General features: G+C 38.2%; 22 protein-coding genes, 1 tRNA gene and 1 pseudogene. 11 read left to right on the forward strand and 13 right to left on the reverse strand.

The features are described 5' to 3' along the window. Positions 1-262 precede the first annotated feature (262 nt). The 4 genes and pseudogenes from nrdA to Xish_RS14470 form a co-directional block, all read left to right on the forward strand. Positions 263-2,554, forward strand: a complete 2,292-nt coding sequence (gene nrdA / locus Xish_RS14455; protein WP_099118430.1) for a class 1a ribonucleoside-diphosphate reductase subunit alpha — start codon at positions 263-265, stop codon at positions 2,552-2,554. A gap of 12 nt (positions 2,555-2,566) precedes the next feature. After that, complete coding sequence (gene nrdB, locus Xish_RS14460) at positions 2,567-3,697, forward strand: class Ia ribonucleoside-diphosphate reductase subunit beta (RefSeq protein WP_099118431.1); 1,131 nt, start codon at positions 2,567-2,569, stop codon at positions 3,695-3,697. Position 3,698: 1 nt separating this feature from the next. After that, positions 3,699-3,965 (forward strand): class I ribonucleotide reductase maintenance protein YfaE, encoded by a 267-nt coding sequence (yfaE, locus tag Xish_RS14465; RefSeq protein ID WP_099118432.1) that lies wholly within the window; start codon positions 3,699-3,701, stop codon positions 3,963-3,965. A 259-nt stretch (positions 3,966-4,224) separates the two neighbouring features. After that, positions 4,225-4,512 (forward strand): annotated as a pseudogene (locus Xish_RS14470) (N-acetylmuramoyl-L-alanine amidase); the annotation flags it as partial. A gap of 204 nt (positions 4,513-4,716) precedes the next feature. Here the strand turns inward: Xish_RS14470 and Xish_RS19415 are convergent. Beyond that, entirely contained in the window at positions 4,717-5,112 is a 396-nt protein-coding gene (locus Xish_RS19415; RefSeq protein WP_425275000.1) for a DUF6693 family protein, read from the reverse strand. A gap of 513 nt (positions 5,113-5,625) precedes the next feature. Between Xish_RS19415 and Xish_RS14480 the strand changes: the two genes are divergently transcribed. Beyond that, on the forward strand, positions 5,626-6,060 hold the full coding sequence (locus tag Xish_RS14480; RefSeq protein WP_099118433.1) for a lysozyme: 435 nt from the start codon (positions 5,626-5,628) through the stop codon (positions 6,058-6,060). A gap of 148 nt (positions 6,061-6,208) precedes the next feature. Here the strand turns inward: Xish_RS14480 and Xish_RS14485 are convergent, their stop codons facing one another. The 6 genes from Xish_RS14485 to Xish_RS14510 form a co-directional block, all read right to left on the reverse strand. After that, positions 6,209-6,604: a VOC family protein gene (locus tag Xish_RS14485; RefSeq protein WP_099118434.1), complete on the reverse strand. Its 396-nt coding sequence runs from the start codon at positions 6,602-6,604 to the stop codon at positions 6,209-6,211. A 146-nt stretch (positions 6,605-6,750) separates the two neighbouring features. Next, the gene (locus Xish_RS14490) at positions 6,751-7,344 is read right to left on the reverse strand and encodes a lytic polysaccharide monooxygenase (protein ID WP_099118435.1); all 594 of its coding nucleotides are present in this window, start codon (positions 7,342-7,344) and stop codon (positions 6,751-6,753) included. Positions 7,345-8,011: 667 nt separating this feature from the next. Beyond that, positions 8,012-9,553, reverse strand: coding sequence for a phosphoethanolamine transferase (locus Xish_RS14495; RefSeq protein WP_099118436.1), 1,542 nt, complete (start codon positions 9,551-9,553; stop codon positions 8,012-8,014). A 533-nt stretch (positions 9,554-10,086) separates the two neighbouring features. Beyond that, positions 10,087-10,163, reverse strand: a tRNA-Pro gene (locus tag Xish_RS14500). Positions 10,164-10,238: 75 nt separating this feature from the next. Further along, entirely contained in the window at positions 10,239-11,978 is a 1,740-nt protein-coding gene (gene yejM / locus Xish_RS14505) for an LPS biosynthesis-modulating metalloenzyme YejM (protein WP_099118437.1), read from the reverse strand. Positions 11,979-12,007: 29 nt separating this feature from the next. Continuing rightward, positions 12,008-12,235, reverse strand: a complete 228-nt coding sequence (locus Xish_RS14510) for a YejL family protein (protein ID WP_074022095.1) — start codon at positions 12,233-12,235, stop codon at positions 12,008-12,010. 277 nt (positions 12,236-12,512) lie between these two features. Between Xish_RS14510 and yejK the strand changes: the two genes are divergently transcribed. Beyond that, a complete protein-coding gene (gene yejK / locus Xish_RS14515) occupies positions 12,513-13,520 on the forward strand; it encodes a nucleoid-associated protein YejK (protein ID WP_099118438.1) in 1,008 nt (335 codons plus the stop codon). A gap of 98 nt (positions 13,521-13,618) precedes the next feature. Here yejK and rplY read toward each other — a convergent pair whose 3' ends face one another. Further along, entirely contained in the window at positions 13,619-13,900 is a 282-nt protein-coding gene (gene rplY / locus Xish_RS14520; RefSeq protein WP_047679702.1) for a 50S ribosomal protein L25, read from the reverse strand. Positions 13,901-14,078: 178 nt separating this feature from the next. Beyond that, on the reverse strand, positions 14,079-15,836 hold the full coding sequence (gene radD / locus Xish_RS14525) for a DNA repair helicase RadD (RefSeq protein WP_099118778.1): 1,758 nt from the start codon (positions 15,834-15,836) through the stop codon (positions 14,079-14,081). A 271-nt stretch (positions 15,837-16,107) separates the two neighbouring features. Here radD and rsuA point away from each other — a divergent pair, with 271 nt between their 5' ends. The 3 genes from rsuA to Xish_RS14540 all read left to right on the forward strand — a co-directional run bounded on the left by rsuA (position 16,108) and on the right by Xish_RS14540 (position 19,049). Beyond that, positions 16,108-16,815, forward strand: a complete 708-nt coding sequence (gene rsuA, locus Xish_RS14530) for a 16S rRNA pseudouridine(516) synthase RsuA (RefSeq protein WP_099118439.1) — start codon at positions 16,108-16,110, stop codon at positions 16,813-16,815. Positions 16,816-16,848: 33 nt separating this feature from the next. Then, positions 16,849-18,039 carry a Bcr/CflA family multidrug efflux MFS transporter gene (locus Xish_RS14535; protein WP_099118440.1) on the forward strand — a complete coding sequence of 397 codons (1,191 nt, stop codon included), beginning with the start codon at positions 16,849-16,851 and terminating at the stop codon, positions 18,037-18,039. Between the two features lie 665 nt (positions 18,040-18,704). Beyond that, positions 18,705-19,049 carry a YejG family protein gene (locus tag Xish_RS14540; RefSeq protein ID WP_099118441.1) on the forward strand — a complete coding sequence of 115 codons (345 nt, stop codon included), beginning with the start codon at positions 18,705-18,707 and terminating at the stop codon, positions 19,047-19,049. A gap of 93 nt (positions 19,050-19,142) precedes the next feature. Here Xish_RS14540 and mepS read toward each other — a convergent pair whose 3' ends face one another. Both mepS and Xish_RS14550 read right to left on the reverse strand, forming a co-directional pair. After that, positions 19,143-19,730 (reverse strand): bifunctional murein DD-endopeptidase/murein LD-carboxypeptidase, encoded by a 588-nt coding sequence (gene mepS, locus Xish_RS14545; protein ID WP_099118442.1) that lies wholly within the window; start codon positions 19,728-19,730, stop codon positions 19,143-19,145. A 345-nt stretch (positions 19,731-20,075) separates the two neighbouring features. Next, positions 20,076-20,780 (reverse strand): phosphatase PAP2 family protein, encoded by a 705-nt coding sequence (locus Xish_RS14550; protein ID WP_099118443.1) that lies wholly within the window; start codon positions 20,778-20,780, stop codon positions 20,076-20,078. A gap of 470 nt (positions 20,781-21,250) precedes the next feature. Here Xish_RS14550 and Xish_RS14555 point away from each other — a divergent pair, with 470 nt between their 5' ends. After that, on the forward strand, positions 21,251-21,571 hold the full coding sequence (locus Xish_RS14555; RefSeq protein ID WP_099118779.1) for a type 1 fimbrial protein: 321 nt from the start codon (positions 21,251-21,253) through the stop codon (positions 21,569-21,571). Positions 21,572-21,852: 281 nt separating this feature from the next. Then, complete coding sequence (locus tag Xish_RS14560; protein WP_099118444.1) at positions 21,853-22,164, forward strand: type 1 fimbrial protein; 312 nt, start codon at positions 21,853-21,855, stop codon at positions 22,162-22,164. Between the two features lie 78 nt (positions 22,165-22,242). Here Xish_RS14560 and yeiP read toward each other — a convergent pair whose 3' ends face one another. Together yeiP and mtr are read right to left on the reverse strand one after the other, a co-directional pair. After that, on the reverse strand, positions 22,243-22,815 hold the full coding sequence (gene yeiP / locus Xish_RS14565) for an elongation factor P-like protein YeiP (RefSeq protein WP_099118445.1): 573 nt from the start codon (positions 22,813-22,815) through the stop codon (positions 22,243-22,245). A gap of 131 nt (positions 22,816-22,946) precedes the next feature. Beyond that, complete coding sequence (mtr, locus tag Xish_RS14570) at positions 22,947-24,191, reverse strand: tryptophan permease (RefSeq protein WP_099118446.1); 1,245 nt, start codon at positions 24,189-24,191, stop codon at positions 22,947-22,949. Positions 24,192-24,289 lie beyond the last annotated feature (98 nt).

Here is a 24,289-nt window from a genome sequence, read left to right on the forward strand (position 1 = left end):
GCACTTGATAAAACCCGAAAATAACATTATCTTGTTATTACCGTTTTAATTACCCCCTATATATTGTGTTTCTTGTCACCTTGTAGTAGCAACTTGTGAAGTAGCAAGTAGGTCGTAGCAAGTTGTAATAAGCAATAGTGAAACAGCCATGAATTGTAGCTAAGCCCCAACTGGCTCTCAGCCATCTTGGGGGCATCGTGCTGTCAAGAGGTCAAGGAACAATAAGAGGTGGGATACGAAAAGAGAGAAGGTGTATTTCCCCATGAACCAGAGTCTGCTAGTTACCAAACGTGATGGACATAAAGAACAAATTGATCTTGATAAAATTCACCGGGTTGTTACCTGGGCTGCTGAAGGTCTGAAAAATGTCTCAGTGTCACAAGTAGAGCTGCGTTCCCAGATTCAATTTTACGATGGCATCAAAACATCGGATATCCATGAAACCATGATCAAAGCTGCGGCTGACCTGATCTCCGGTGATGCGCCTGATTATCAGTATCTGGCGGCACGTCTGGCGATTTTCCACCTGCGTAAAAAAGCCTATGGTCAGTTTGAGCCACCTGCACTGTATGACCATGTCGTAAAAATGGTCAACCTGGGTAAATACGACAAACATTTGCTGGAAGACTATTCTAAAGAAGAATTCGAGCAAATGGATAATTTTATTGATCATTTGCGTGATATGGATTTCTCTTATGCAGCGGTCAAACAGTTGGAAGGGAAGTATTTAGTACAAAACCGTGTGACTGGCGAAATTTATGAAAGTGCCCAGTTCCTCTACATGCTGGTTGCTGCTTGCCTGTTTTCCGCTTATCCAAAAGAAACGCGTTTGGATTATATCCGCCGTTTCTATGATGCAGTGTCCACCTTTAAAATTTCGCTGCCAACGCCGATCATGGCGGGGGTTCGCACACCAACTCGTCAATTTAGTTCTTGTGTTCTGATTGAGTGTGGTGACAGCCTGGATTCTATCAATGCAACATCCAGCGCAATTGTTAAATATGTTTCCCAGCGTGCCGGTATTGGCATAAACGCGGGTCGCATCCGTGCATTGGGTAGCCCAATCCGCGGTGGTGAAGCTTTCCACACGGGCTGTATCCCATTCTACAAACATTTCCAGACAGCGGTGAAATCTTGTTCTCAAGGTGGCGTGCGCGGTGGCGCAGCAACTCTGTTCTATCCGCTGTGGCATCTGGAAGTTGAAAGCTTGCTGGTATTGAAAAACAACCGTGGTGTTGAAGGTAACCGTGTTCGCCATATGGACTATGGTGTACAAGTTAACAAACTGATGTACGAGCGCTTGATTAAAGGGGAAGACATTTCTCTGTTCAGCCCGTCTGATGTGCCGGGATTGTACGATGCCTTCTTTGAGGATCAGGACGAGTTTGAGCGCCTGTACACTCAGTATGAAAATGACAGTAATATCCGCAAAAATAGCATTAAAGCGGTTGAGCTGTTCTCTTTGATGATGCAAGAGCGTGCTTCAACAGGCCGTATTTACATTCAGAACGTTGACCACTGTAATACTCACAGCCCGTTCAATCCGGCCATTGCACCTGTGCGTCAATCTAACCTGTGCCTGGAAATTGCACTGCCAACTAAGCCGTTGGACAATATTAACGATGAAAACGGCGAAATTGCGCTGTGTACGCTGTCTGCTTTCAACTTGGGCGCTATCGAAAATCTGAATGAATTGGAAGAATTGTCTGAGTTGTCAGTTCGTGCGCTGGATTCCTTGCTGGATTATCAAGACTATCCAATTGTCGCCGCAAAACAAGGCTCAATGGGGCGTCGAACTCTGGGTATTGGCGTAATTAACTTCGCTTATTATCTGGCGAAACACGGCGTACGTTACTCTGATGGCAGCGCTAACAACCTGACCCACAAAACATTTGAAGCTATTCAGTATTACCTGCTAAGAGCTTCAAATGAGCTGGCAAAAGAGAAAGGGGCTTGTCCGTGGTTTGGTGAAACTACTTATTCACAAGGTATTTTGCCGATTGATACTTACAAAAAGACACTGGATACCCTGACCAGCGAGCCTTTGCACATGGATTGGGAAGCTCTGCGCCGTGACATTCAACAATACGGACTGCGTAACTCAACATTATCTGCATTGATGCCATCAGAGACTTCTTCACAAATCTCTAATGCGACCAATGGCATTGAACCACCACGTGGTTATATCAGTGTAAAAGCATCTAAAGACGGTATCCTGCGTCAGGTTGTGCCAGATTACGAGCTTCTGAAGGGGGCTTACGAACTGCTGTGGCAAATGCCGAGCAACGATGGCTACCTACAATTGGTAGGGATAATGCAGAAATTCATCGATCAGTCGATTTCTGCCAATACGAACTATGATCCGGCGCGTTTTCCTAATGGCAAAGTTCCGATGAACCAATTGCTGAAAGATTTATTGCTCGCTTACAAATATGGCGTGAAAACACTGTATTACCACAACACCCGTGATGGTGCAGAAGATGTTCAGGGTGATCTGGAAGAAGTTGTTGAGTCAGCAGATTCCGATTGTGAAGGCGGCGCGTGTAAGATTTAATTTGAGGAAACTATGTCCTATACCACTTTTTCACAAGTAAAAAATGATCAGCTACAAGAACCGATGTTTTTCGGTCAGTCTGTTAATGTGGCGCGTTTTGATCAGCAAAAATATCCTATTTTTGAGAAATTGATCGAAAAACAACTCTCCTTCTTCTGGCGTCCGGAAGAAGTGGATGTTTCCCGCGATCGCATTGACTATAACGCATTGCCGGAGCATGAGAAGCATATTTTTATTAGCAATCTAAAATACCAGACGCTATTGGACTCCATTCAGGGTCGTAGTCCGAATGTGGCTTTTTTGCCATTGATTTCCATTCCGGAATTGGAAACATGGATTGAAACGTGGTCGTTTTCAGAAACGATCCACTCGCGTTCTTACACGCACATTATCCGTAATATCGTGAATGATCCTTCTATCGTATTTGATGATATTGTGGAGAACGAACAGATTTTAAAACGCGCCAAAGACATTTCCGCGTATTACGATGATCTGATCGAAATGACCAATTATTATCACCTGTTCGGTGAAGGGACGCATGATGTTGCAGGTAAAGCTATTACCGTTAATTTGCGTAAATTGAAAAAGCAACTTTATTTGTGCTTGATGAGCGTTAACGCCCTGGAAGCTATCCGCTTCTATGTCAGTTTTGCATGTTCATTTGCTTTCGCTGAACGTGAATTGATGGAAGGTAACGCCAAAATTATCAAACTGATTGCTCGTGATGAAGCACTGCATTTAACGGGGACGCAGCACATGTTGAATCTGTTACGCTCTGGTCAGGATGATCCTGAAATGGCAGAAATTGCCAAAGAGTGTGAACAACAGTGCTACGATTTGTTTGTACAGGCAGCAGAACAGGAAAAAGAGTGGGCTGATTATTTGTTTAAAGATGGCTCAATGATCGGACTGAATAGAGATATTCTGTGTCAGTATGTTGAATATATCACCAATATTCGTATGCAGGCAGTTGGCTTGAAGTTACCATTTGAAACCCGTTCTAATCCGATCCCATGGATCAATTCATGGCTGGTTTCTGATAATGTTCAAGTGGCTCCACAGGAAGTTGAAGTCAGCTCTTATTTGGTTGGTCAGATTGATTCGGAAGTCAATACTGAGGATCTCAGCGGTTTCGAACTCTGATATGGCTGATTACAAAGTCACCCTGCCGTTACGGCAGGGGTTATATATCCATTATTCTTCAGGTTTGCACGACAATTTGTTGGAAGCCCTGGAACACGGCAAAATTCAGCCTGAGTACCAATGCCGGCAAGGGTATTGCGGTTCTTGCCGTGTTCGCTTGGTCAAAGGGAAGGTTGGTTATCCTTGTAAGCCATTAGCGTTTGTTAATGAAGGGGAAATTTTGCCTTGTAGCTGTTATCCACTAACGGATATTGAAATTGAGCTTTAATTTCCCTTAAAGATAATCTGTTAATCTTATTATTGCTGCGACAAACTTCGGATTATTCTGGATTATGGACATATTATTCATTACGGTGATATGTCCACCTTTCTACCATTTCTCACCGGCCTCTTCACGAGGCTCTAAAAATAAATAAACAAAATCTTTATTACGATATTTATTCTTTTTATGTTGTTAGCAACAACGGGTTAGAGGTAGTTTGATAATTACAGTTTTTACCCAGCAAAATAAATGAAGGAGGACAATGATGTATAAAATTGATTATAATTCATATCGTTCGACCAAAAGTTTTAACAGACGTTCCCGCTTTTTAGTTATGCACTATACTGCATTGAACTTTGAGAAATCTATTCAGGCCTTGACTGGGAAGCTAGTCAGTGCCCATTACCTAGTCCCAAATCCAGATGATCCGACTTATCAAGCTGCTGGATTTGATAAGGTTCACATATTCAATTTAGTCGATGAACTTGAAAGAACCTGGCATGCAGGAATAAGTTTTTGGGCAGGGCGAGAAGGGTTGAATGATACTTTGATAATAAATCTTAATTTTCAAAAAAATATATTTTATAGATATCAAATTGCAGCTTATTAATTTAGCTGCAATTTTAAAGGTAAATAAAATATAGTGTAGAAATAATGTTAATCTAACTGGGATATCTGCTTTTAGAAAATATGTCATAGCTTCTTATGATAATAGACACAAGAAGATTATTCCTGTAACTATATATTCTGCTAGTTTTTATGCAGAGATCACACGTGTATGATTAATACAGTGCGCTATGATTTTGTAAAGGTATACAAAATATAAAAGGCCAAATGTAATAAAAGAGAGAATAGCCCAAATCACAACATATCCAATTATTTGGACTAAACTGATATCACAATTTAATTTGCCGATAATTTGTCCACTATCTCGATCGATAACATGTGTTTTGCTAATGATAAAACGAGTCATATAGTAGGGAAACACGAAGGCAGCTAAACCTAATGTAAATAAAATAATCAGGAACCAAATGACGAGATGTAAAATAATCTCAAGTATCCCTAATTCTGATTTTAACTTCAGACTACGAAAGTCCATCGAGTTCATCGTGTTCTCCTGATGTTTAAATAAACACTGCAAACCAGTCAGCATAGAAATTCTATGAACTCTATACCTTCATTTAAATTATGAAACCGACAAGAAAGCATTTACTTTGGGGTTGTAGTGACGATAAAAAAGCCAGACTTTTGAACTGGCTTATTTTGATTGTAGCAATTCTTACATAAAACGAGTTGCTGATAACCGGATAACAACGCAGTGTACATTTGAGAGGAAAGATTTTACAGATTTCATGATGATTTCCTTTGAGGGTTATAAATTGTGATTTACTTCACGAAAATCTAAATTCTAAGGAGGATTTTATGCTCAAAAGCAAAAGAGTCAAGATATTTATTAAATTATTTTTTTAAAAATTAAAAAAAAATTGTAAAATTAAATAATTTTTTGAAATTTAACGTATTATTATTATTTATTTGGATTGGTGTAGAGACTTTATCACCCAGTGTAATTAGGGACTTTATTGATTTCTTTCATCTATACTTGATTTTCAGGTTGTTTTTTAGACAAAAATGACTTTGGTACTCAAGTTGGTAGCGGAGAAAATGCATGGAAATCAGTGAAAGTGGTATTAATAAACTTAAAAGTTATGAAGGTTTGAAATTGAAAGCATATCCAGATCCTGCTACTGGAGCAGCGCCGTGGACAATTGGATATGGTCATACAAAAGAAGTAAAGTCTGGACAAGTGATAACTGTGCAACAGGCTGAGGAACTGTTACATCAAGATCTTATCCCTATTTATGCAGCCATTCAGCGATTGGTTAAAGTACCTCTAACACAAGGGCAATTTGATGCCTTATGCTCGTTTATTTTCAATTTAGGGATCGGTGATTTTGCTCATTCAACATTATTGAAAAAATTGAATACAGGTGATTACCAAGGTGCAGCCAAAGAGTTTGTGAAATGGGATCGTGCCGATGGGAGAGAGTTAGCAGCTTTACGTATGCGAAGGGAATCTGAGCAGAAAACATTCTTATCATGACATGATCAAATAAACATTTTGGTAGTTTTTTAGGCTATCAGAAATAAAAAGTAGAAGTCTAATCAGATTATCACTCACAGCCTAATTGAATAAACGATCAATATGATAAGGAAATAGTATTTTTAATAAGAAATTAACAGTAAAATAACTAAATTCCTGATGTGCCATATTGTAATACAATACGATAACCATCTATATCTTCGAAAGTTTTTCCGCTCTTATCCCAATAAGGATTATAAGAAGGGACGAGAATAAACCCAGCATTTTGCATTGATTGTGTTTGCTCTTGCCATTTAATCTTATCTTCAATATAAAATACTAATAAATTATCTTTAGTTGGGGCTTTACCAACATGTGTATTGTGGTGATGAGTAAATTCAAGGTGCCATGAATGGTTGGGATGCCCCAGCATAATACCATCAAAACCATCATGATCTTTGAACTCGCCTAGTATGGTGAAATTTAAGCCATGACAATACATTTCTGCAATTTTAGTAAGATTATCTGTTGGTCTGGCAATTCTAAGAATAGTTGATTTTTTCATATTTTTCTATGTGTAGAGTTGTGTTAGGTGAATATATCTTATCTGAAAAATATTTTCATTTTTTAGAAAAAAGTGCTGGCAAATGATCAGCACTTTTTGTACTCAGATAATATTTATAAATAAAATGTTATTATAATTAAAAAATATTATTTAATGTCAACATCAATAACTTGATAGAAAGCATTAGCGGTATCAGCAATTGTCCATACACCGAGAATAACATGGTAGCCTGATCGATCGGGAATATCACAGTTTAGAGAAACAGTTTGGCCTGGTCTTTTTCCATCATCAAAACGCTCACAGAAGGGTTTTAGATCTAATTGTGCGCGTGTTAGAGGTTTGTTTGGATCCCAGTCAGGTTTGGTAATATAGAATTGCCATGAAGTGGTGCTATGCCGGGCTGTTATTGTCCAATTAAATTTGTTTATTCCTTTATTGATAGTGACATGATGCCAGCGGTCTATACTTTGTTCATTGAGTTGTTTGAACTGACCAACACCAGCACTGGCAATTTGTCCGTCTGGTGGTCCCCCTTGTGGGAAGCCTTTGGGACCTTCAATCGATTGTGGCTCATACGTAACAGGCCCGCAGTTTTTATTGATGCTTTTTTGGCATAAAAGTGCCCTGCTTGGCGGTGTGTCAATATATCCATGATTTGAATCTGGTTCAGCAATACTAGAAAATGGGATAGCACCAAAAGCCGTCAATCCCGCCAAAAGTAGAGATTTTTTAATATTCATAATGAATTTCCTATTTTTTCCTTACTTGACTGTAAAATAAGTGAATTTACTTTCTTATTGTTATGTTAATCATTAATGAAATTTAAATTCTTTTAATGGAAATGCATAGAAATATTTATAACAAAATTAGGCAATTATAAATACTTAATTTATGATAGGCGTATACCAGAAAGATATTATTGAGAGATATAGTTGTCGTTGACTCTGAAAAAATTACGGATGGTAGGAAAAATCTATTTTAGAAATTTTTAATAATAAAAATCCCTCCCTGAGTGCAGGGAGGGGAAGAGCGAAATAAGAAGCAAATGAGGGTGTACTAAACAAGTAGGATTTTGAGTACACGTAAATAAGATAGTCCCTAATTGAATAATATGCAATAAACCAAACTTAAACAAAAAGTGAGAGTACGAACCGTCTCAAAATCAACATAGGTTAGATATATGATCCAAGTGGGTGAAAATAAATTTTGGATAAAATCGATGCTTGTTCAGCAGCCATAAAATTTATAGATGATCTAGCTATTGGAGTTATAGTTTCATTATAACCCATTGTTAATAAAATAATTTTTTATCAATCAACGGAGAGGGGAATGGTGGAGCTGAATTGAACTTTACCCTTAACAACATTACGACCACTTATTTAAGTGGCCGTAATTTTATATTCTATCTCATTCTATTTGCGAAAATGGTATAACGGATTCATCTGCTGCTAAAACTCTATCATTATTTTTTTCTTTATTCAGGATTGATTGGTTAATATCGTAACCCATAAGGTTTGATAATATATATTTATTCATTAATCCGCTTAAATAACCATCTTTATTTCTGAATGACTCTATAAATTGACAATTGTATTGATGATTATTTGATTTGTACATAAAGGGTACAAGATATTGCTCCTTACCTTTTTGATATCCATGCCCTTTATTAACTATCTCCCCGTGATCAGAAGTATATATCAATGAATAATTGATATTTTTATTATTAATAATGTCATATATATTTTTTATAATTCTATCTGTATGATGGATAGTTAAATCATAGTGATCAGCATTAGGTAGCGCTATCTTATCGGTATCATCGTAATTATTATAAGGCATATGGCTGCCATGTAAGTGAATTACAATGAATTTGTTTTCTTCATTATCTAAAACAACTTCATTCAATAGAAAAATTAAGTTGTCATCTTTAAAGTTTGTGAGTTTTATTACATCAGATTTTTTTGCGATGAATCCATATTTAGATGAGTGAAGACCATCCAGATCTTGCGAGCCTAACCAATAAGTTTTATAGCCATTTGATTTGGCCATTTCTATTATTGATTTGTTCTTAAATAAATTTTCTTCACTTTCTGGTGTATGAAATGCAAGGGACATAGAAACAGAGTTTCTTGTTATTGGTGCGCTAGAGTGTGCGTTATTAATTATGCATCCCCCGTTAGAAGAAAATATATGACTCATGTTTGGAGTTGTATTTAGTTTATATCCATATGCACTATAATGAGTAGATAATGATGATTCACCCATGATTAAGATAATATTACTGATATTATTTTTTTTCTTACCTATTATCGATTCATTAAATTTAGTTATCTCACTGATGTCCGCATATTTATTATTTGAGTAACTTGAAATATATAAGTAAACAAAGTCTCCAAAGACAGCGGGATATCTGTCCCTTATAAATCGACCAACTAATTTATCATCTTCTTTTATATCAGATAATAGTTTTTTATCTATAGCTGAGGCACTAAGATAAAATGTCACAAAAAAAATAAATATAGGTAATGCTTTGAATGATATGTGATAATGAATGCTTTTAGTTCTTCTTGCTATTAAATAAAATAAAACTATTGTTATAGTGATTGATGGCAATAACATTGTGAAAAATAAATGGCCAGTCATTGATAGCAATTCTTTTTTATTAGTTTCAATAAATGAATCAAGAACTGACACTGATATTCTTTCATTAAAAATAAGAGAATAATTTATTTGTATAATAAGAAAGAAAAGAAGTATACCTCCAATACTGGTTAAAACTCTATTTTTTTCTTTAATTAACAAAAAAATAGACAATAGTAGTGCAAGAGTTGATAAATGAGGTATGCTAGAGTCTTTTTGAAAGATTAGGGTATTCAGTGGATAAGTTAAACCTAACCCAATAACTATAGTTAAAATATATTTATAATATGTAAAACTAATTAATTTCATTTTATATCATTTTATGAAAAATAAAGAATGTTATTATCATTATAACTCTTCTTACATTATATCTCTACAATCGTAGCTACCATTTTAGAATGAAATTCATGCTTATATCTTTTAGTCATTTTTGAAGAAACATTAGGGCATATTTATTTTTTGTGAAGAATTATTGAATAGTATGATAACGAAGTATAGTTATCTTCGCTAAAAAATAACCAAACCCCACCATCACATCGCGGGTTATGTTAAGTGCTCAAGAAAAATTGATTGCAAATTGTTCATCTTAAAATCAGGGAAAGGTGAACAAGGAGGTTTAGTGATCCTCTTAGTAGATTCGGTGTGGAATGTGGGGTGAGAAGTGACAAAAAATTGAACTGATGAGCATTCATCATAATTCTGAATGAAAAATAATTAAAATATGATTATTTTTAGTTCAGTGAATTGGTGTTTTTTACGGAGGGTTTTACACCCATTTTACCTCAAGCAAATTTGAGCCATAAAAAAACCAACCCTAACAGGTTGGTTTTTCTAGGGAAATTTGGTCGGCATGATAGGATTTGAACCTACGACCCCCGACACCCCATGACGGTGCGCTACCAAGCTGCGCTACATGCCGATGACTTCCTCTATACTACCGTTTTTTATTTGCAAAGCAAGTCCCTAATTTAGTGAGTGCCTGATTTTTAAGCAATTAGTTTGCTAAAAATCGTTTCACTTCCGTTAATATCTGTAATAATTGGGCAAAATTTGGTTTGGCATTCTGAATTTCATTACCCTCTAAATCATACAGATGATACTCTCCATCCTTGGAAAGATAGACAGTATTTTGCGCCATTGTAATAATTAATGAGCCATTATCACCTGTAATAAGCCATGGATTTTCTCTTTGGGCATTAAAGAGATCTTCACCCTGAGAATAATCTTCTGGAGAATTAGTCACGTGTAATAAACGGTGCATTAAGGTTGTCATGATATCTTGATGGCTAGTCAATTTATCGATAGTTTGTGCCGGAGTACCTGGCCACTGAATTACCAGAGGAACATGAAGCTGTTCACGATTGAATTTGTCATCCGTAAACCAATTTCCTTTGTTACCTGCTGTTTCTTTGCTCTGTTTAGCTGTAATTACAATGATCGTCTTATTTAAGACGCCTTTAGTTTTCAGGATTTCTAAGACATGACTGATTTCAGTATCCAGCGCTTGCTTATCAAATTTACCGGATGAAGGTACGAAACCATTAATATCCAGCAATGAGAACCATGGTGTGGAACCATTGCGTAGATCTAACCATTGGCTCCATTGCGTCACTGTTAAGTTATCATTTTGCCTTTTAGCTTCTGGCAATGAATAGTCGGTCAATATGGCCTGACGATAAAGTGGTGTCTGGAATCCATCTGAAGAAAAAAGACCAAATTGATACCCTTGATGTGTCAGGGCATCAATAAGTGCTGAGGACTTTCTGGCATTAAGAATGCCGTCCAGATAACCCGATGATATGCCATAGAATAAACCAAACAATGCAGTATCATCGTGGATGCCGGTACTGAAATGTTGGGTAAACTGAATATTGTTCTTCGCGAAACGTTCCAAAGTTGGCATATCGTGGGTGATATCGTGATGATCCAGCCCATCTACGACAAGCAGAAGTAAGTTATAACCACGACCTGCATCCTGATAAGATAAATTATTCAGTGGATAATTGACGCTCAAGGCGGTGGGATTGCCTTGTTGGTTAATGCGGCGTTGAAATTCTTGTTGATCTAATAAGCCATGTTTTTCAAGGAACTTGCGAGCGGTCATTGGATAAGAAATTGGCAAGTTTGAGCGCTGCATAGTAATCGGACGGTAGAAATTGGCATCAGCCCATATGTATATGAGGTGCGAAGCGATAAAAGCAGTAATAAATATTGCTGCCAGTGGCTTACCAAATCGTTGGCGGTTGAGGCTGCGTAACTTTTGCCAGCTCCATGTGCCAAAAAGCATCTGTATTAAGAAAATCAATGGAATACAGATGAACATCAGTTGCCATTCCCTTGCCAACTCGCCTTGTTCTGGATTGGTGACTAAATTCCAAACCAATGGGGTTAAATGCAGGTGAAAGCGAACATAGATGGATGAATCGAATATCAGTAGTGTCAAGCCCGCGGTTGCCAATGCGGCCGAAAGAAACCGCATTAGCCGCTGAGATATAACGATAAATGTCAGCGGAAATAAAATAAGTAAATAGATGGCAAAGACAATGAAACTGAAATGACCGAGCCAACTGACCAGCGCATAGATGCGACCAAACAGTGAACCCGGCCAGTCAGATGCAAATAGATAGCGACTGCCCAGCACAAGACTGAACATAATGTTGAACAGTGCGAACCAGTGTCCCCAACTGATCATCTGAGAAACTTTTTCGCGGTAATGCTGACAGCTAGTCACCATATTTCTTTACGTCAACGTGTTAATGAAGATTAATGCGCTTTATCTTCGTTGATTGAAGATTGCAACGCGTGTGCAAACGAGTCTGCAATATGTTTGCGTTGTGCAGGAGCAATACTCGTATTGATCAAATTTGTTACCATATTACCCAAAACCATCAAGGTCAGGTCAGTTGGAGTATGGTCTTTCTCGAAAACATTTACTAATTCAGTTAATAAATGTTCAACTTTTTCATCGCTATAGCGAGATGACTGTGGCATAAATCAAATATCCTGAATGTACAAAGCCCCATATATTACCGTATAGAGGGGGGATTTTCTGCTTTTTTTATGACAAATTAATTCTCTGCTGCCGAGGTTGTTGCCAATATTGAATATATTGCATCATTTTATTCTTTGGTATGCAGGATATTGGCAATTAAATGACGAGTATTTTTTGTCAATCAGGTTTTTGGTTGCAGCAGAAAGATAACGATGTTTGAATACGCCGCTAACCGCACGGCTCTATATGGCCAAAGCTGCAAAAGGAGTATAAATAATGAGTCTGGAAATTACCCAGATCGCGCTACATCGGTTGATTAAACGTGATGAACAGACGCTGGAAGTGATTTTGCGTGATGCTTTGCTGGATACCAACCAAGTGGTTGAAGAGATGATGGCAGAGTTGCATCGTGTATATAGTGCGAAAAGTAAAGCTTACGGTTTGTTCAATGAAGAAAGTGAGTTGGCGGGATCACTGCGTCATCTACGTAAAGGAAATGACGATTTTCTCGGTTTTAGTCGGGCTGCAACTGTTCGCTTAAAAGATGAGTTAGCGAAGTATCCGTTTGCAGAAGGGGGAACGGTATTGTTTTGTCAATATCGCTATCTTGCCGTGGAATATTTACTGATTGCTGTTCTTAATAGTTGTAACAGTACGTCCGTCAATGATGAACTCGATGTAAATACAACACAATATCTTGATATTCCTCATGCTGATATTATCGCAAGAATCGATCTAACTGAATGGGAAACCAATCCTGAATCCAGTCGTTACCTGACTTTCTTAAAAGGGCGGGTAGGGCGTAAGGTTTCGGACTTTTTTATGGATTTCCTGGCCGCCAGTGAAGGCATGAATACCAAAGTTCAAAATAAAGGTTTGTTGCAGGCATTGGATGATTATTGTGAATCGGCACAGTTGGAGAAAAATGAACGTCAGGCTTATCGTCAACAAGTTTATGGTTACTGTAATGAACAGTTACAGGCGGGCGAGGAAATTAAGTTACAAGAGCTATCCCAAGAGTTACCCTCGTTAGATGGGCAAAGTTTTCAGCAATTTTCGCAGGATAAGGGCTATGAATTGGAAGAGAGTTTTCCGGCCGATCGCGGAACATTGCGCCAATTGACGAAATTTGCGGGCAGTGGTGGAGGGTTAACCATCAATTTTGATGCCATGCTGATGGGAGAACGAATTTTTTGGGATCCTGTAACAGATACGTTGACGATTAAGGGAACGCCACCGAATTTGCGCGATCAATTACAGCGTCATGGTAGTGGCAATCGCTAATATTGATCACCGTAAAGAGACTAAACTGTAAAAATAAATAACGCCGCAATTGCGGCGTTATTTACTCGGCGTCCCGATAAAAGCTCGAATGTGGCTAATTAAGCACGCAGGAAATCGATGTGCGTCAGCTTAGGTTTAAACGGATGACGCTGTACTGCCTGCACTTTAACTTTAGTTTCTTTACCATCAACAACCAGGGTCAGAACTTCGTAAAATTCTGGCTTGCTTTCGTGGTTGATAACTGCATCGTGATCCAGTTCGATAGAAACTGGCTCTTGGTTACCACCGTAAATGATTGCTGGAAACTTGTTAGCTCTACGCAGGCGGCGGCTCGCACCTTTGCCCTGCTCTTTACGTACTTCTGCATTAATAGTTAACATTATTTTTTCTCTGTAAAAGAAGAAAATAAATCCTGCTACAGGCGACCCAGCAGCAGGTTCGATACTTGGCTTAACATGAGTTATTACGTTAAGCGGGCGGCATTCTAGCGAAAAACCGATATGACAGCAAATATAAATATGTTTTCCGGTTGGTTAGCGGAGAGTTCTATTCGACAATTTAGTACAGATCGTCAGCCCGTCTAAATCGCCCTTGATAGTCAAAAACCTTTTCTCTGATTTGCCAAAACTGCCCTTTTTTACGCGCGACAACAAAATCAGGATGGCGTAATAAAGGAAGTTGATTAGCAATATCTGACACTGTTTTCCAGCGAAAAATAATTTCTGGCGCACGCTGGTGTTGGCGAAGAAATTGTAGTTCAAATACTTTCTTTTGAGCTGGAGTAGATAAACGGAACAATTCAGATACATTCGCTCCATCTTCGTCGTAATAGGTGATTTTTAGCCATTCTCCTTTATTGTCGTGACCTGGTGTTAGTTGCATGCCACCACAACGTAGCACGAGTGCATCTTTTAGTCTTAAAGCTGCTTTCAGCATATCATCGGGATCGACGAGCACTTCTTCACAACGATGGCAGCGTCGGGCTGCGATATCATTTTCCGTACCACAATGGGGACATAATTTAAAACGAAACCGAAAATCACACTGCTGACGTTTCCCATTTTCGTCTTCTTCCCAACCTTGGCAGCGTCGTCCAAAATGCTCAATGATGTCGCCATCTGTTGTGCATATTCCCCAGAAAGTATTGGCAAATTGGCAGATAGGGCAAAATACCTGAACGGGCACACTTTGTGAGTTGGGTTTGCTGTTACCTACTTCAGGAGTGTAAAGATCGTGGGGATTGCCGGCATAGTCCAAAATCAGGCAATCTTTTTTATCAGGAAATAAACGTAAGCCACGTCCGACAATCTGTTGATAAAGGCTGACAGATTCTGTTGGGCGCAATATAGCGATTAAATCAACATGGGGTGCATCGAATCCGGTTGTGAGCACGGCAACATTAACCATATAGCGGAGTTGTTGTTCCTTAAATGCCGTAATTAAGCTATCTCGTTCAGATGGTGGGGTATCTGCACTGACTAGCGCGGCTTGTCCTATAGGCAACAATTGGAAGATTTCTTTGGCATGTTCGACTGTCGCAGCAAAAATCATCACCCCTTTTCGATTTTGCGCATATTCAACGATCTGTCTAATGATATGAGGAGTGACACGCTTTTGGCGTTTTAGCTCCCGATTTAATTCTGCTTCATTGAATATTCCTTGTTGGCTGGTTCGTACCTGACTAAAATCATATTGCATTACAGGTATGTCCAATCTTTCTGGGGAAACCAGAAAACGATGTTTAATCATATAACGCAATGGAAGTTCATAAATACAATCGCGAAAAAAACTGCGTTCATCACCACGGATCATGCCATGATAATGATATTGATATATCCAGCCAGCACCGAGGCGATAAGGTGTTGCGGTTAAACCCAAGATGCGAATTTGAGGATTGTTTTTTCGAAGTTGTTGGATGATTTGTTGGTATTGGCTGTTTTCGTCATCGCTGATGCGGTGACATTCATCGATAATTAGCAGTGAAAAATGGTGATTAAAGCAATCCAGGTTGCGGGCAATAGACTGAATACTACCAAAAACCACTTTTCCTGCACTTTGTTTTTGATTTAGCCCTGCGGAAAAAATGTCTGCATCCAATCCATAAGCACCATATTTGCTGTGGTTCTGCGCAACAAGTTCTTTCACATGTGCCAGTACCAAAACACGTCCATGAGCCAGCTTTGCCAATTCAGCGATAACAAGACTTTTACCTGCCCCTGTTGGCAAAACAATAACGGCGGGATCTCTGTGCTGGCGGAAATAGCGAATGGTTGCGTCTACCGCTTCTTGTTGATAAGAACGTAAAGTAAAAGCCATTTTTATGTTACTGTCACAAATATCAGGTAAAAGATAATTGCTGTAGAGAATAACATTTTTCATTGAAGCCTGCCGTCGAGAGATAATTCGTCATTATTTCTCTAGGATCAGATAGGCTATAACGTGTAGCTTATTATTGTTATAGTTGCTGGTGTGATGATTTTTCTGTGAATTATCTGTTTAATTTTGTATCCCAATAGTGGCCTTGAAGTTGTTCGTAATATCAAGGACATGTTCTTATGTGTTTATTTTTTGTCAGGTACATCTATTCATGCGATTGGATAAATTTTTATCACAACAATTAGGTATTAGCCGCAACGATGTGGGGCGAGAGTTGCGGGCAGGGCTAGTCACTGTCGATGATGAAATCATCAAAACAGGAGCCTATAAATTGAAGGCCGATCAGCAAATTGCCTATGATGGCACGATATTGCAACAACTCAGTGGTCCACGTTATTTCATGCTGAATAAACCTCAGGGATATGTGTGCTCGACAGATGATCCGTCAAACCCGACAATTTTGTATTTTATCGATGAGCCTGTTGCCTATAAATTACATTCAGCAGGGCGTTTGGATATTGACACTACAGGATTGGTTTTGTTGACTGATGATGGTCAATGGTCACACCGTATTACATCCCCCAAACATCACTGCGAAAAAACTTATCTTGTGACATTGGAATACCCAGTTTCTGAGGATACCAAGCAAAAATTTTTGGCAGGAGTGCAGTTAAATGGGGAAAAAGCGCTGACAAAACCCGCACAACTGGAAGTTATCGAGCCTCAACTTGTGCGTTTGACTATCAGTGAAGGACGTTATCACCAAGTAAAACGGATGTTTGCCGCAGTGGGAAATCATGTTGTTGCGCTTCATCGGGAGCAAATCGGTGAAATTTATCTCGATCCGGCACTGGAGCCTGGAGAGTATCGGGCGCTGACTGATAATGAAATCAATAGCATACAAATCCCAACATCTTAATTTTTATCCTTCAATTGATTCAGGAGTAACTGCGTGCAACAACAACGTTCGTCCTATTTGGGATTAGTGTTGATCCTTGGTTTGCTTTCTATGTTAATGCCATTGGCAATTGATATGTATTTGCCGAGTATGCCAACGATTGCTGAAAATTTTGGTGTCAGTGATGGTTTGGTGCAAATGACGCTGAGTAGCTATATTTTAGGCTTTGCTATTGGGCAAATGATTTATGGGCCAATGTCAGATAGCTTAGGACGCAAGCCAGTCATTTTGGGGGGTGTCATTGTTTTTGCTATCTCTTCTGCTGCATGTGCTTTAGCACAAGATATTGATACCTTTATTTTCATGCGTTTCTTACATGGGTTTTCTGCTGCGGCTGCCGGTGTTGTCATCAACGCTTTGATGCGTGATAGATTCACAAAAGAAGAATTTTCCCGCAGTATGTCTTTTGTGACCTTGGTGATGATCATCGCACCTTTATTGGCTCCCATGTTGGGTGGGATATTGATGGTATGGTTTAACTGGCATGCTATTTTCTGGTCGATTGCTCTGGTTGCAGTCATTACTGTTGCTCTGGTGGTTTTCTTCATAGAAGAGACATTACCTAAAGAGAAAAGGCAGAAATTCCACTTAAAAACGACTGTAAGACAGTTCGTCATGCTGTTCCGGCAACGCCAAGTACTATGCTATATCTTAGCTAGTGGTTTCTCCTTTGCTGGCATGTTCTCTTTTCTCAGCGTTGGTGCATTTGTTTACATCAAACTGAACGGTGTACCTGCACAGCATTTTGGTTACTATTTTGGACTGAATATTATTTTTCTGTTCATCATGACAACTATTAATAGCCAGTGTGTGCGCAAATATGGCCCATTGAAAATGTTGCATATTGGGCTTTTTATTCAATTTGTCGTGGGATTATGGTTACTGTTTAGTACTATGTTTGACTTGGGGTTTATCGCTCTGGTTATAGGCGTTGCCATTTATATCAGTGGAATTTCCATGATTACGTCTAACACTATGGCGGTTGTGTTGGATGATTATCCCCATATGGCCGGAACCGTTTCTTCACTGGCAGGAACCATCCGTTTTAGTATTGCTGCATCAGTGGGCGCTATTTTGTCTTTATTGCCTGAAGAGAATGCCTGGCCGATGGTAGGCTCAATGGCGTTATGCGTGACGTTAGCAGTGATGCTTATTTTCTATGCACGCAGTAAGTCGTATAAATAATCAGTATCATAAATAGCCACGTCCTAAGAAGTAATCAAGCTCAGAGATAAAATGTTTTTAGAGGCCATCTGCTAGTATGGAATGGCCTTTTGTTTATTATCGGAGGTTATTTTTCCGGTATCGAATGAAAAGATATATTTATTTAACCGTTTTTTCTTAAAGTACCCTGAGCCTTTAAAAATGTTATTGGGTAACTTGATAAACAGGAAATATCGAACAATCATCAAACAAATGTAAGGGTTTGTTAACTTTAGTATATCCAATAAGTATTGATGTGTTGCTTTTTTGTTAATATTTAATAATGATTTTACGACTATAGAAGATTATAGGACTGTCATTATTTAACCTATTGTAAATAAAAAGATTATGCTTTTATTGATATGTAATAACGTCTGAAAGAAAAAAATATGTAAATAAAATTTGAACTAAAGGTTGCTTCTTTGCATAAAAATAAGTTGAATTTTTTACCTAAACAGTATAAATATATATAAAATGCGAGCAAGGTCGCACTTTTTTTGAGGTGGGAAGTGAAGTAAGTGCGGTAACGCGATTTTTATTTTAACCTTTTATTTACTTTTTTGTTGAATGGTTATTCGGTTTTGACGAATCGATAACCTACAACTGGTGGTTAGATGTATTAATGTTGTTTCTAATAGGAATGATACGTGAATAATATCCAACTTTCGGTAGTACACAGACTGCCGCAAAGTTATCGGTGGTCAACTGGCTTTGTTGGTACAAAAGTTGAGATTTTACCAACAGAAGAAACAGATTTAGGAAGTAGCCTAATGGGGCTTAAATTATTAAGCCATGAAGGCGAAGAAGCACGGGAAATTTTGTATGTTATAAATCAGTCCATCGCTGATATGCAGATACCGAGTGCTGTGATTGAATGGGAAGGAGAACCATGTTTGTTTTTTTCTAAGGAAGATGAGAGTGCAGTGATATGTCGTTTAAAGACGTTAGGCGCTGCAATTGCAGAAAATATAACTGCGCTGTATCCACTATGATTTTGCTCATTGATAAAAAACGCTTCTTAAATGGAAGCGTTTTTTTAATGTCTGCAAGGTAAAATCTCAGTAATAAATCACGTTAGGTGTCAGTTAAGTCGAGGCTTTTAGGTTACCTGATAACACTCGTCTTGCACCATAGTAGCGTTTACTCCAGTAAGTATCGGTTAATTTGGAAACGATGACTCCATTACTGGTTGAAGCATGAACAAATTGATTATTGCCGATGTAGATGCCGACATGGCGCCTGTGAACCCCAGTCTTAAACAGTACCAGATCACCAGCCTGCAATTTAGAGCGACTAACGGTCTGCCCTATATTCTGTTGTTCTAATGTGGAGCGTGGTAACTCCATACCAAATTGATCATGAAAAGTGCGCTGCACAAAAGCAGAACAATCAATGCCGCGTTTGGTGTTTCCACCAAACCGATAGGCTACACCTTTCCAGTCTGCGTATTGATTGAGTATCTTAGACTTAATGTCTAATTTGCTGACCAGGTTTTCAAATTCATCCTGAGATGCTTGCAGTAAATAATGCTTTCCAGTGTTTACTGCATGCGTCTCAGTTTGTTTATTGCGTAGGTTAGAATCTGGTGAACTACATGCGGTTAGTACTACTGCCGCTATAATTGCGGGTATCAGCCGCAAGATGTATCTTAGTGTTGGTTTAGATTTAACCATGTTATTGATTTTTCCTTGCAGTCCTTAACGTGACTTATCACTATCATGAAAACACTAAATGTTCTAAAGCCTAGTCAGAATACGGTGAATTAACAAATTTCCCATCCATAAAGTGTGCGAAATAACACATTTTATTACTATCTTTACAAAACATATTATTTTAATAAACAGGACGCAGGAAAGATTACTGAAATCATGAGTAAAAAGCGAGAGACAAAAAGAGTTCTTTACAAAAAATTAGATTAGGAACTAATGGGTTAGGATAAAATGTTGTTATTTTATACTGTCTTAATAAATATGAGGTAATATCGAGGAGATAGCAGATATCTCCTCGATATTATGCATTTAATTATTGCGACTAATATGCGGTAATTTTTTGTCTAGCCATGTCGCCATAATATCACTTAATGGGGTTAGCAACACCCAGCTCATACCGATCAGTGTTAAAGATAAAGAGCCTACAGCAATGTCTGTAAACCAGTGAGCACCTGCCATAATACGGGGAAGAGCAAAAGCGACCATAATCAGTAGAGCAATGCAGAATGCGCTGCGGGAGATGTAACGTAGAATGAAACTACTGAAAATTAGGAGCATTAAACCGTGATCACCAGGAAAGCTATCTTTGGACGCATCTTTTGTATGCCAGTTTGTCATTTCGTTTATACGATTAACATTTTCAAATGTTAACGTTGGACTTGGGCGGCTAACGGGGATTTGATGGCCTATTTGGTTAATGATGACGGCAGAGATAAGCATGACTAAGCCAATCATGAAGAGTCGGCGTTTGCCGGCGTAATCTTGTTTGCGAAATGCGCTGTAATAAAGCAGGCCCATGCATAGAAGTGATATAACATCGAATGCCCTAACATTCGCGATAGCGACAAATAGGGCAAATTTCGAACCTGACAGTAATTTTTCATTAAAAAAATAAAAAATGGCAGAATCAATATGGAACCAAAAGCCGTGATTTTCAGGCAAGTACCATGAGAGGAACAGGGTGATACCAAGGATATTGAGAATAAATATAGCGAGTGGGTGACTGCGAGTCATGAGATACCTATTTAACACGTAAAATGGAATTTGGCAGACAAATTAACTTGGAAAGGGACTATAACAAAATTTATGAGGAAGCGTAATCACCATTGGATACTGTGGTTAACATGTGATTATATCAGTATATTTGTATAGTTCATCGCTAAATTTTATTGTTGATAAATATGTAACTATTTTTATGATATCGAAAAAATAGCTAAATCCCCACGGCAGTACCGATAATATATATTTGATGCAATGTCAGCACCTGACTATGATTAAATAACCATCAATAGATTTTACCATATCCCAACTTATTAGAATATTGTATCGAATTGTGGTTCGAATTAATAAAAAGTATAAAGAAAAAGTTTCATTTGACGTTATATCGTTATATAGCAGAGCGTTACACCATTATCTGGTTTTCAAATTAGCTCGAGCTAAAGTTGAAAAAAGATAATAACACTTGTAGTGGAGGTTGAATGCTTATGTTACGAAAAATGACGACTTTTTTGTTCATGTCTTTGTCTTATTATCCTGTAATGGCGAATTCTCCATCAACTTCCAGTTCGGGAAATATTTATTTCTACGGTGCCATCGTCGAGCCTCCGTGCCAACTTAGCTGGGATAAAAAACATACTGAAATGGTCTGCTGGTATAATGGCAAGCAATTGATTCAAGAAAAAATTGTAGAATATCAGAAGGATAGGAAGGCCCCACTGTCGATTGAAAAACATATTGGAACAGAAGAAATAAAATGGGTGGGAAAAAATAAAGAATTGGGTATTGTTATTGTAACTTATCATTAAATGTTACATAAAAGTATAATAATTATTTAATTTAGCTAAATAATATAAATAAAAATCAATAAACTTAACTGTGACTTAATTCTAACAATGATTATTAATAACGGTTTTTTAATTAACTAATAGAAATAATGTGTCTATTTTTTAATTGAAAAATCACTTTTGATATTTATCAATAAAAGTTCTCAATGTCGTATTTTTTTTACATGAAATAGTTATTATGGAGATGAAGGAATAAAAGGTAGCTGAGTTTTAGTTAATGGAAAAACGAAAGTGAGGTGACCATGAAAAATTATCTTAAGCTGTTAATTAGTTGTTTATTGGTTTCGTGGCTTTCTTATGGATATGCCGAATCTAAAGGAGGAGTAATTCGGTTTTCAGGTGCGATTGTTGATCCAGGATGTCAAGTCGTTATATCAAACACTCAAGCCAATATCTCTTGCTATCGATTAGGTAAAAATCTCACTGTTAAACAAATCATTTCAACTCACAAAACAAAAGGCGATGTCATGCTTCCTGGTAACATTGGTGTTTCCAGAGTGAAGTGGACTGATAATCAGAAACGTGTGGCAATTGTTAATGTGGATTATTTCTAACTTCATAGACGATGAGTTGCCCTTTGCTATAGAACGTTATTCTCGCCAAAAGAGCAACTCATATTTAATGATCAAGAATTAGTCACAACGTCCCATATAGCGACGTTCTGCAATATGGATACGAATTTTTTCACCAGAACTCAAATACTCAGGAACTTGAATAGTCAACCCTGTATTCATTTTAGCCGGTTTAGTGCGGGCACTCGCTGATGCACCCTTAATACCTGGTGATGTTTCTTCAATAACCATATCAACAGTTTGAGGCAATTCAAGAGCTAACAATTGCCCATCCATTGTCAGGACCTGCATTCCAGGTAAACCTTCTTCGGGAATAAATAACAGTTCTTCTTCGATTTGATCTTTTTTGAAGTGATAAGGGGTGAAATCTTCGTCATCCATAAAGATATATTCATCACCATCAATATAGGAGAAACTGACACTACGGCGGGTCAATGTGATAGTTTCAAGAATATCATCACCTTTGAAACGTTCTTCCACTTTCTGACCAGTACGAATATCGGTAAAACGCATTTTATATAGAGTGCTGGCACCGCGTGCGCTGGGTGACTGAATATCGATGTCTTTAACTAATAATAGTTTTCCATTGTAGCTGATTGCAGCGCCGCGCTTAATTTCATTGGCTCTAGCCATAGATACCTTCTGTAAAAACAAGGGAATAGTGGAATGAATATTTAAGTGGCGACAAAATTACTCGCAGTTGGCCTATTAGGCAAGAAGTGAATGAATGCCCCAGTAAAAATACTGGGGCGGAAGGAAAAACATTAACGATAAACTGGCAACAAATCAAACAGAGAGAGAATGTGTGCTAATGCATTTACCAAACCGAATAGGATAACAAAGACAATCAAAAAATTACCGCCCGGAGCCCGATAGCTGGATGTTGGATAGCGCTTACGACTAGCTCGAGCCATTAAAGCAGGAACAATAACTGCCCAAATGGTTGCTGCCAGGCCAGCAAAGCCGATTGCATATAAGAAGCCGTTTGGAAAAATCAGTGCCAATGCAGTCGGGGGAACGAATGTAATCAGTGCTGTTTTAAAACGACCATTGCGATGGTCGCCGAATTTAAAGCAATCTGCCAGATAATCAAATAATCCTAATGATACACCTAGGAATGAACTCGCTAAGGCCATATATGAGAAGACATTTAAGAATTGAGTTACGGTTGTATTACCAGAAGTATTATCCATCTGCTGCAATAAGTGACCAATATTACCGCCATCAGCAATGATTTGCTTGAAGGCTTCACGTGGAATATTTCCCTGAATGACGTACTGCCATAAAATGTAAATCGCTAATGTTATCAATGTCCCGTATAGCAAGCTGTGTGTGACGGCTTTACTGTCTTTATGGTAATACTTAACCAGCCCCGGAACGTTACCGTGATAGCCAAATGAGGCCAGTAAATAAGGTAAGGAGATTAAAGCATAGGGTAAATAGTCTGAATTGGTATTGGCTTGATCAAATAAGATGGCTGGCTTGACTTCGGTAAACATTCCACCGACAGACATAATAAAGGTAATTACCATGCCACCTATCAAGATAGTACTTAAGCGATCTACTGCTTTAGTCGATAACCAAACAATAAAGGCAACGATAAAGGCAAAACATAATCCAGATATTGATTGGGGTAGTGGAATAATACTCTCGATATTGTGAGAAAGAATTGAGCCACCTGCTGAAATATAAGCATAAGTTAATATATACAGAACGAAGGCGATGGATAAGTCATTGAGGAGGCTCCAACTTCTGCCTAGTAAATCTTTAGTAACAGTATGAAAACTGGAACCAGCGGGGTAATTTATATTGGCTTCCAGGATCATCAGGCCAGAGAAATACATACATGCACTGGTATACAACAGCAAAATGATTGATCCTGTAAACCAGACACCTGATGTAACAATCGGAATAGAAAACATACCCGCGCCGACAGCAGTTCCGGCAATGATCATAGCGCCACCAATTATAGAGGGGCGTTTCAAATTTTGCGTTACCTCAATGGTCATAGAGACTCCTGATGAATGGTGTTACCTTGTACTAGCGCAACGATACATAAATAAATTATATGTGTAAACAAATAATTAAGAAAAATAATCAAATTGCT

Origin of the sequence: Xenorhabdus ishibashii, assembly GCF_002632755.1 — a bacterium.
GTDB lineage: Bacteria > Pseudomonadota > Gammaproteobacteria > Enterobacterales > Enterobacteriaceae > Xenorhabdus > Xenorhabdus ishibashii.

Bases quoted from the DNA above. Each gene is read 5' to 3' on its own strand.
- nrdA (WP_099118430.1), top strand. From the start codon at position 263: ATGAACCAGAGTCTGCTAGTTACCAAACGTGATGGACATAAAGAACAA.
- nrdB (WP_099118431.1), top strand. From the start codon at position 2,567: ATGTCCTATACCACTTTTTCACAAGTAAAAAATGATCAGCTACAAGAA.
- yfaE (WP_099118432.1), top strand. From the start codon at position 3,699: ATGGCTGATTACAAAGTCACCCTGCCGTTACGGCAGGGGTTATATATC.
- Xish_RS19415 (WP_425275000.1), bottom strand. From the start codon at position 5,112: ATGCTGACTGGTTTGCAGTGTTTATTTAAACATCAGGAGAACACGATG.
- Xish_RS14480 (WP_099118433.1), top strand. From the start codon at position 5,626: ATGGAAATCAGTGAAAGTGGTATTAATAAACTTAAAAGTTATGAAGGT.
- Xish_RS14485 (WP_099118434.1), bottom strand. From the start codon at position 6,604: ATGAAAAAATCAACTATTCTTAGAATTGCCAGACCAACAGATAATCTT.
- Xish_RS14490 (WP_099118435.1), bottom strand. From the start codon at position 7,344: ATGAATATTAAAAAATCTCTACTTTTGGCGGGATTGACGGCTTTTGGT.
- Xish_RS14495 (WP_099118436.1), bottom strand. From the start codon at position 9,553: ATGAAATTAATTAGTTTTACATATTATAAATATATTTTAACTATAGTT.
- yejM (WP_099118437.1), bottom strand. From the start codon at position 11,978: ATGGTGACTAGCTGTCAGCATTACCGCGAAAAAGTTTCTCAGATGATC.
- Xish_RS14510 (WP_074022095.1), bottom strand. From the start codon at position 12,235: ATGCCACAGTCATCTCGCTATAGCGATGAAAAAGTTGAACATTTATTA.
- yejK (WP_099118438.1), top strand. From the start codon at position 12,513: ATGAGTCTGGAAATTACCCAGATCGCGCTACATCGGTTGATTAAACGT.
- rplY (WP_047679702.1), bottom strand. From the start codon at position 13,900: ATGTTAACTATTAATGCAGAAGTACGTAAAGAGCAGGGCAAAGGTGCG.
- radD (WP_099118778.1), bottom strand. From the start codon at position 15,836: ATGGCTTTTACTTTACGTTCTTATCAACAAGAAGCGGTAGACGCAACC.
- rsuA (WP_099118439.1), top strand. From the start codon at position 16,108: ATGCGATTGGATAAATTTTTATCACAACAATTAGGTATTAGCCGCAAC.
- mepS (WP_099118442.1), bottom strand. From the start codon at position 19,730: ATGGTTAAATCTAAACCAACACTAAGATACATCTTGCGGCTGATACCC.
- Xish_RS14550 (WP_099118443.1), bottom strand. From the start codon at position 20,780: ATGACTCGCAGTCACCCACTCGCTATATTTATTCTCAATATCCTTGGT.
- Xish_RS14555 (WP_099118779.1), top strand. From the start codon at position 21,251: ATGTTACGAAAAATGACGACTTTTTTGTTCATGTCTTTGTCTTATTAT.
- Xish_RS14560 (WP_099118444.1), top strand. From the start codon at position 21,853: ATGAAAAATTATCTTAAGCTGTTAATTAGTTGTTTATTGGTTTCGTGG.
- yeiP (WP_099118445.1), bottom strand. From the start codon at position 22,815: ATGGCTAGAGCCAATGAAATTAAGCGCGGCGCTGCAATCAGCTACAAT.
- mtr (WP_099118446.1), bottom strand. From the start codon at position 24,191: ATGACCATTGAGGTAACGCAAAATTTGAAACGCCCCTCTATAATTGGT.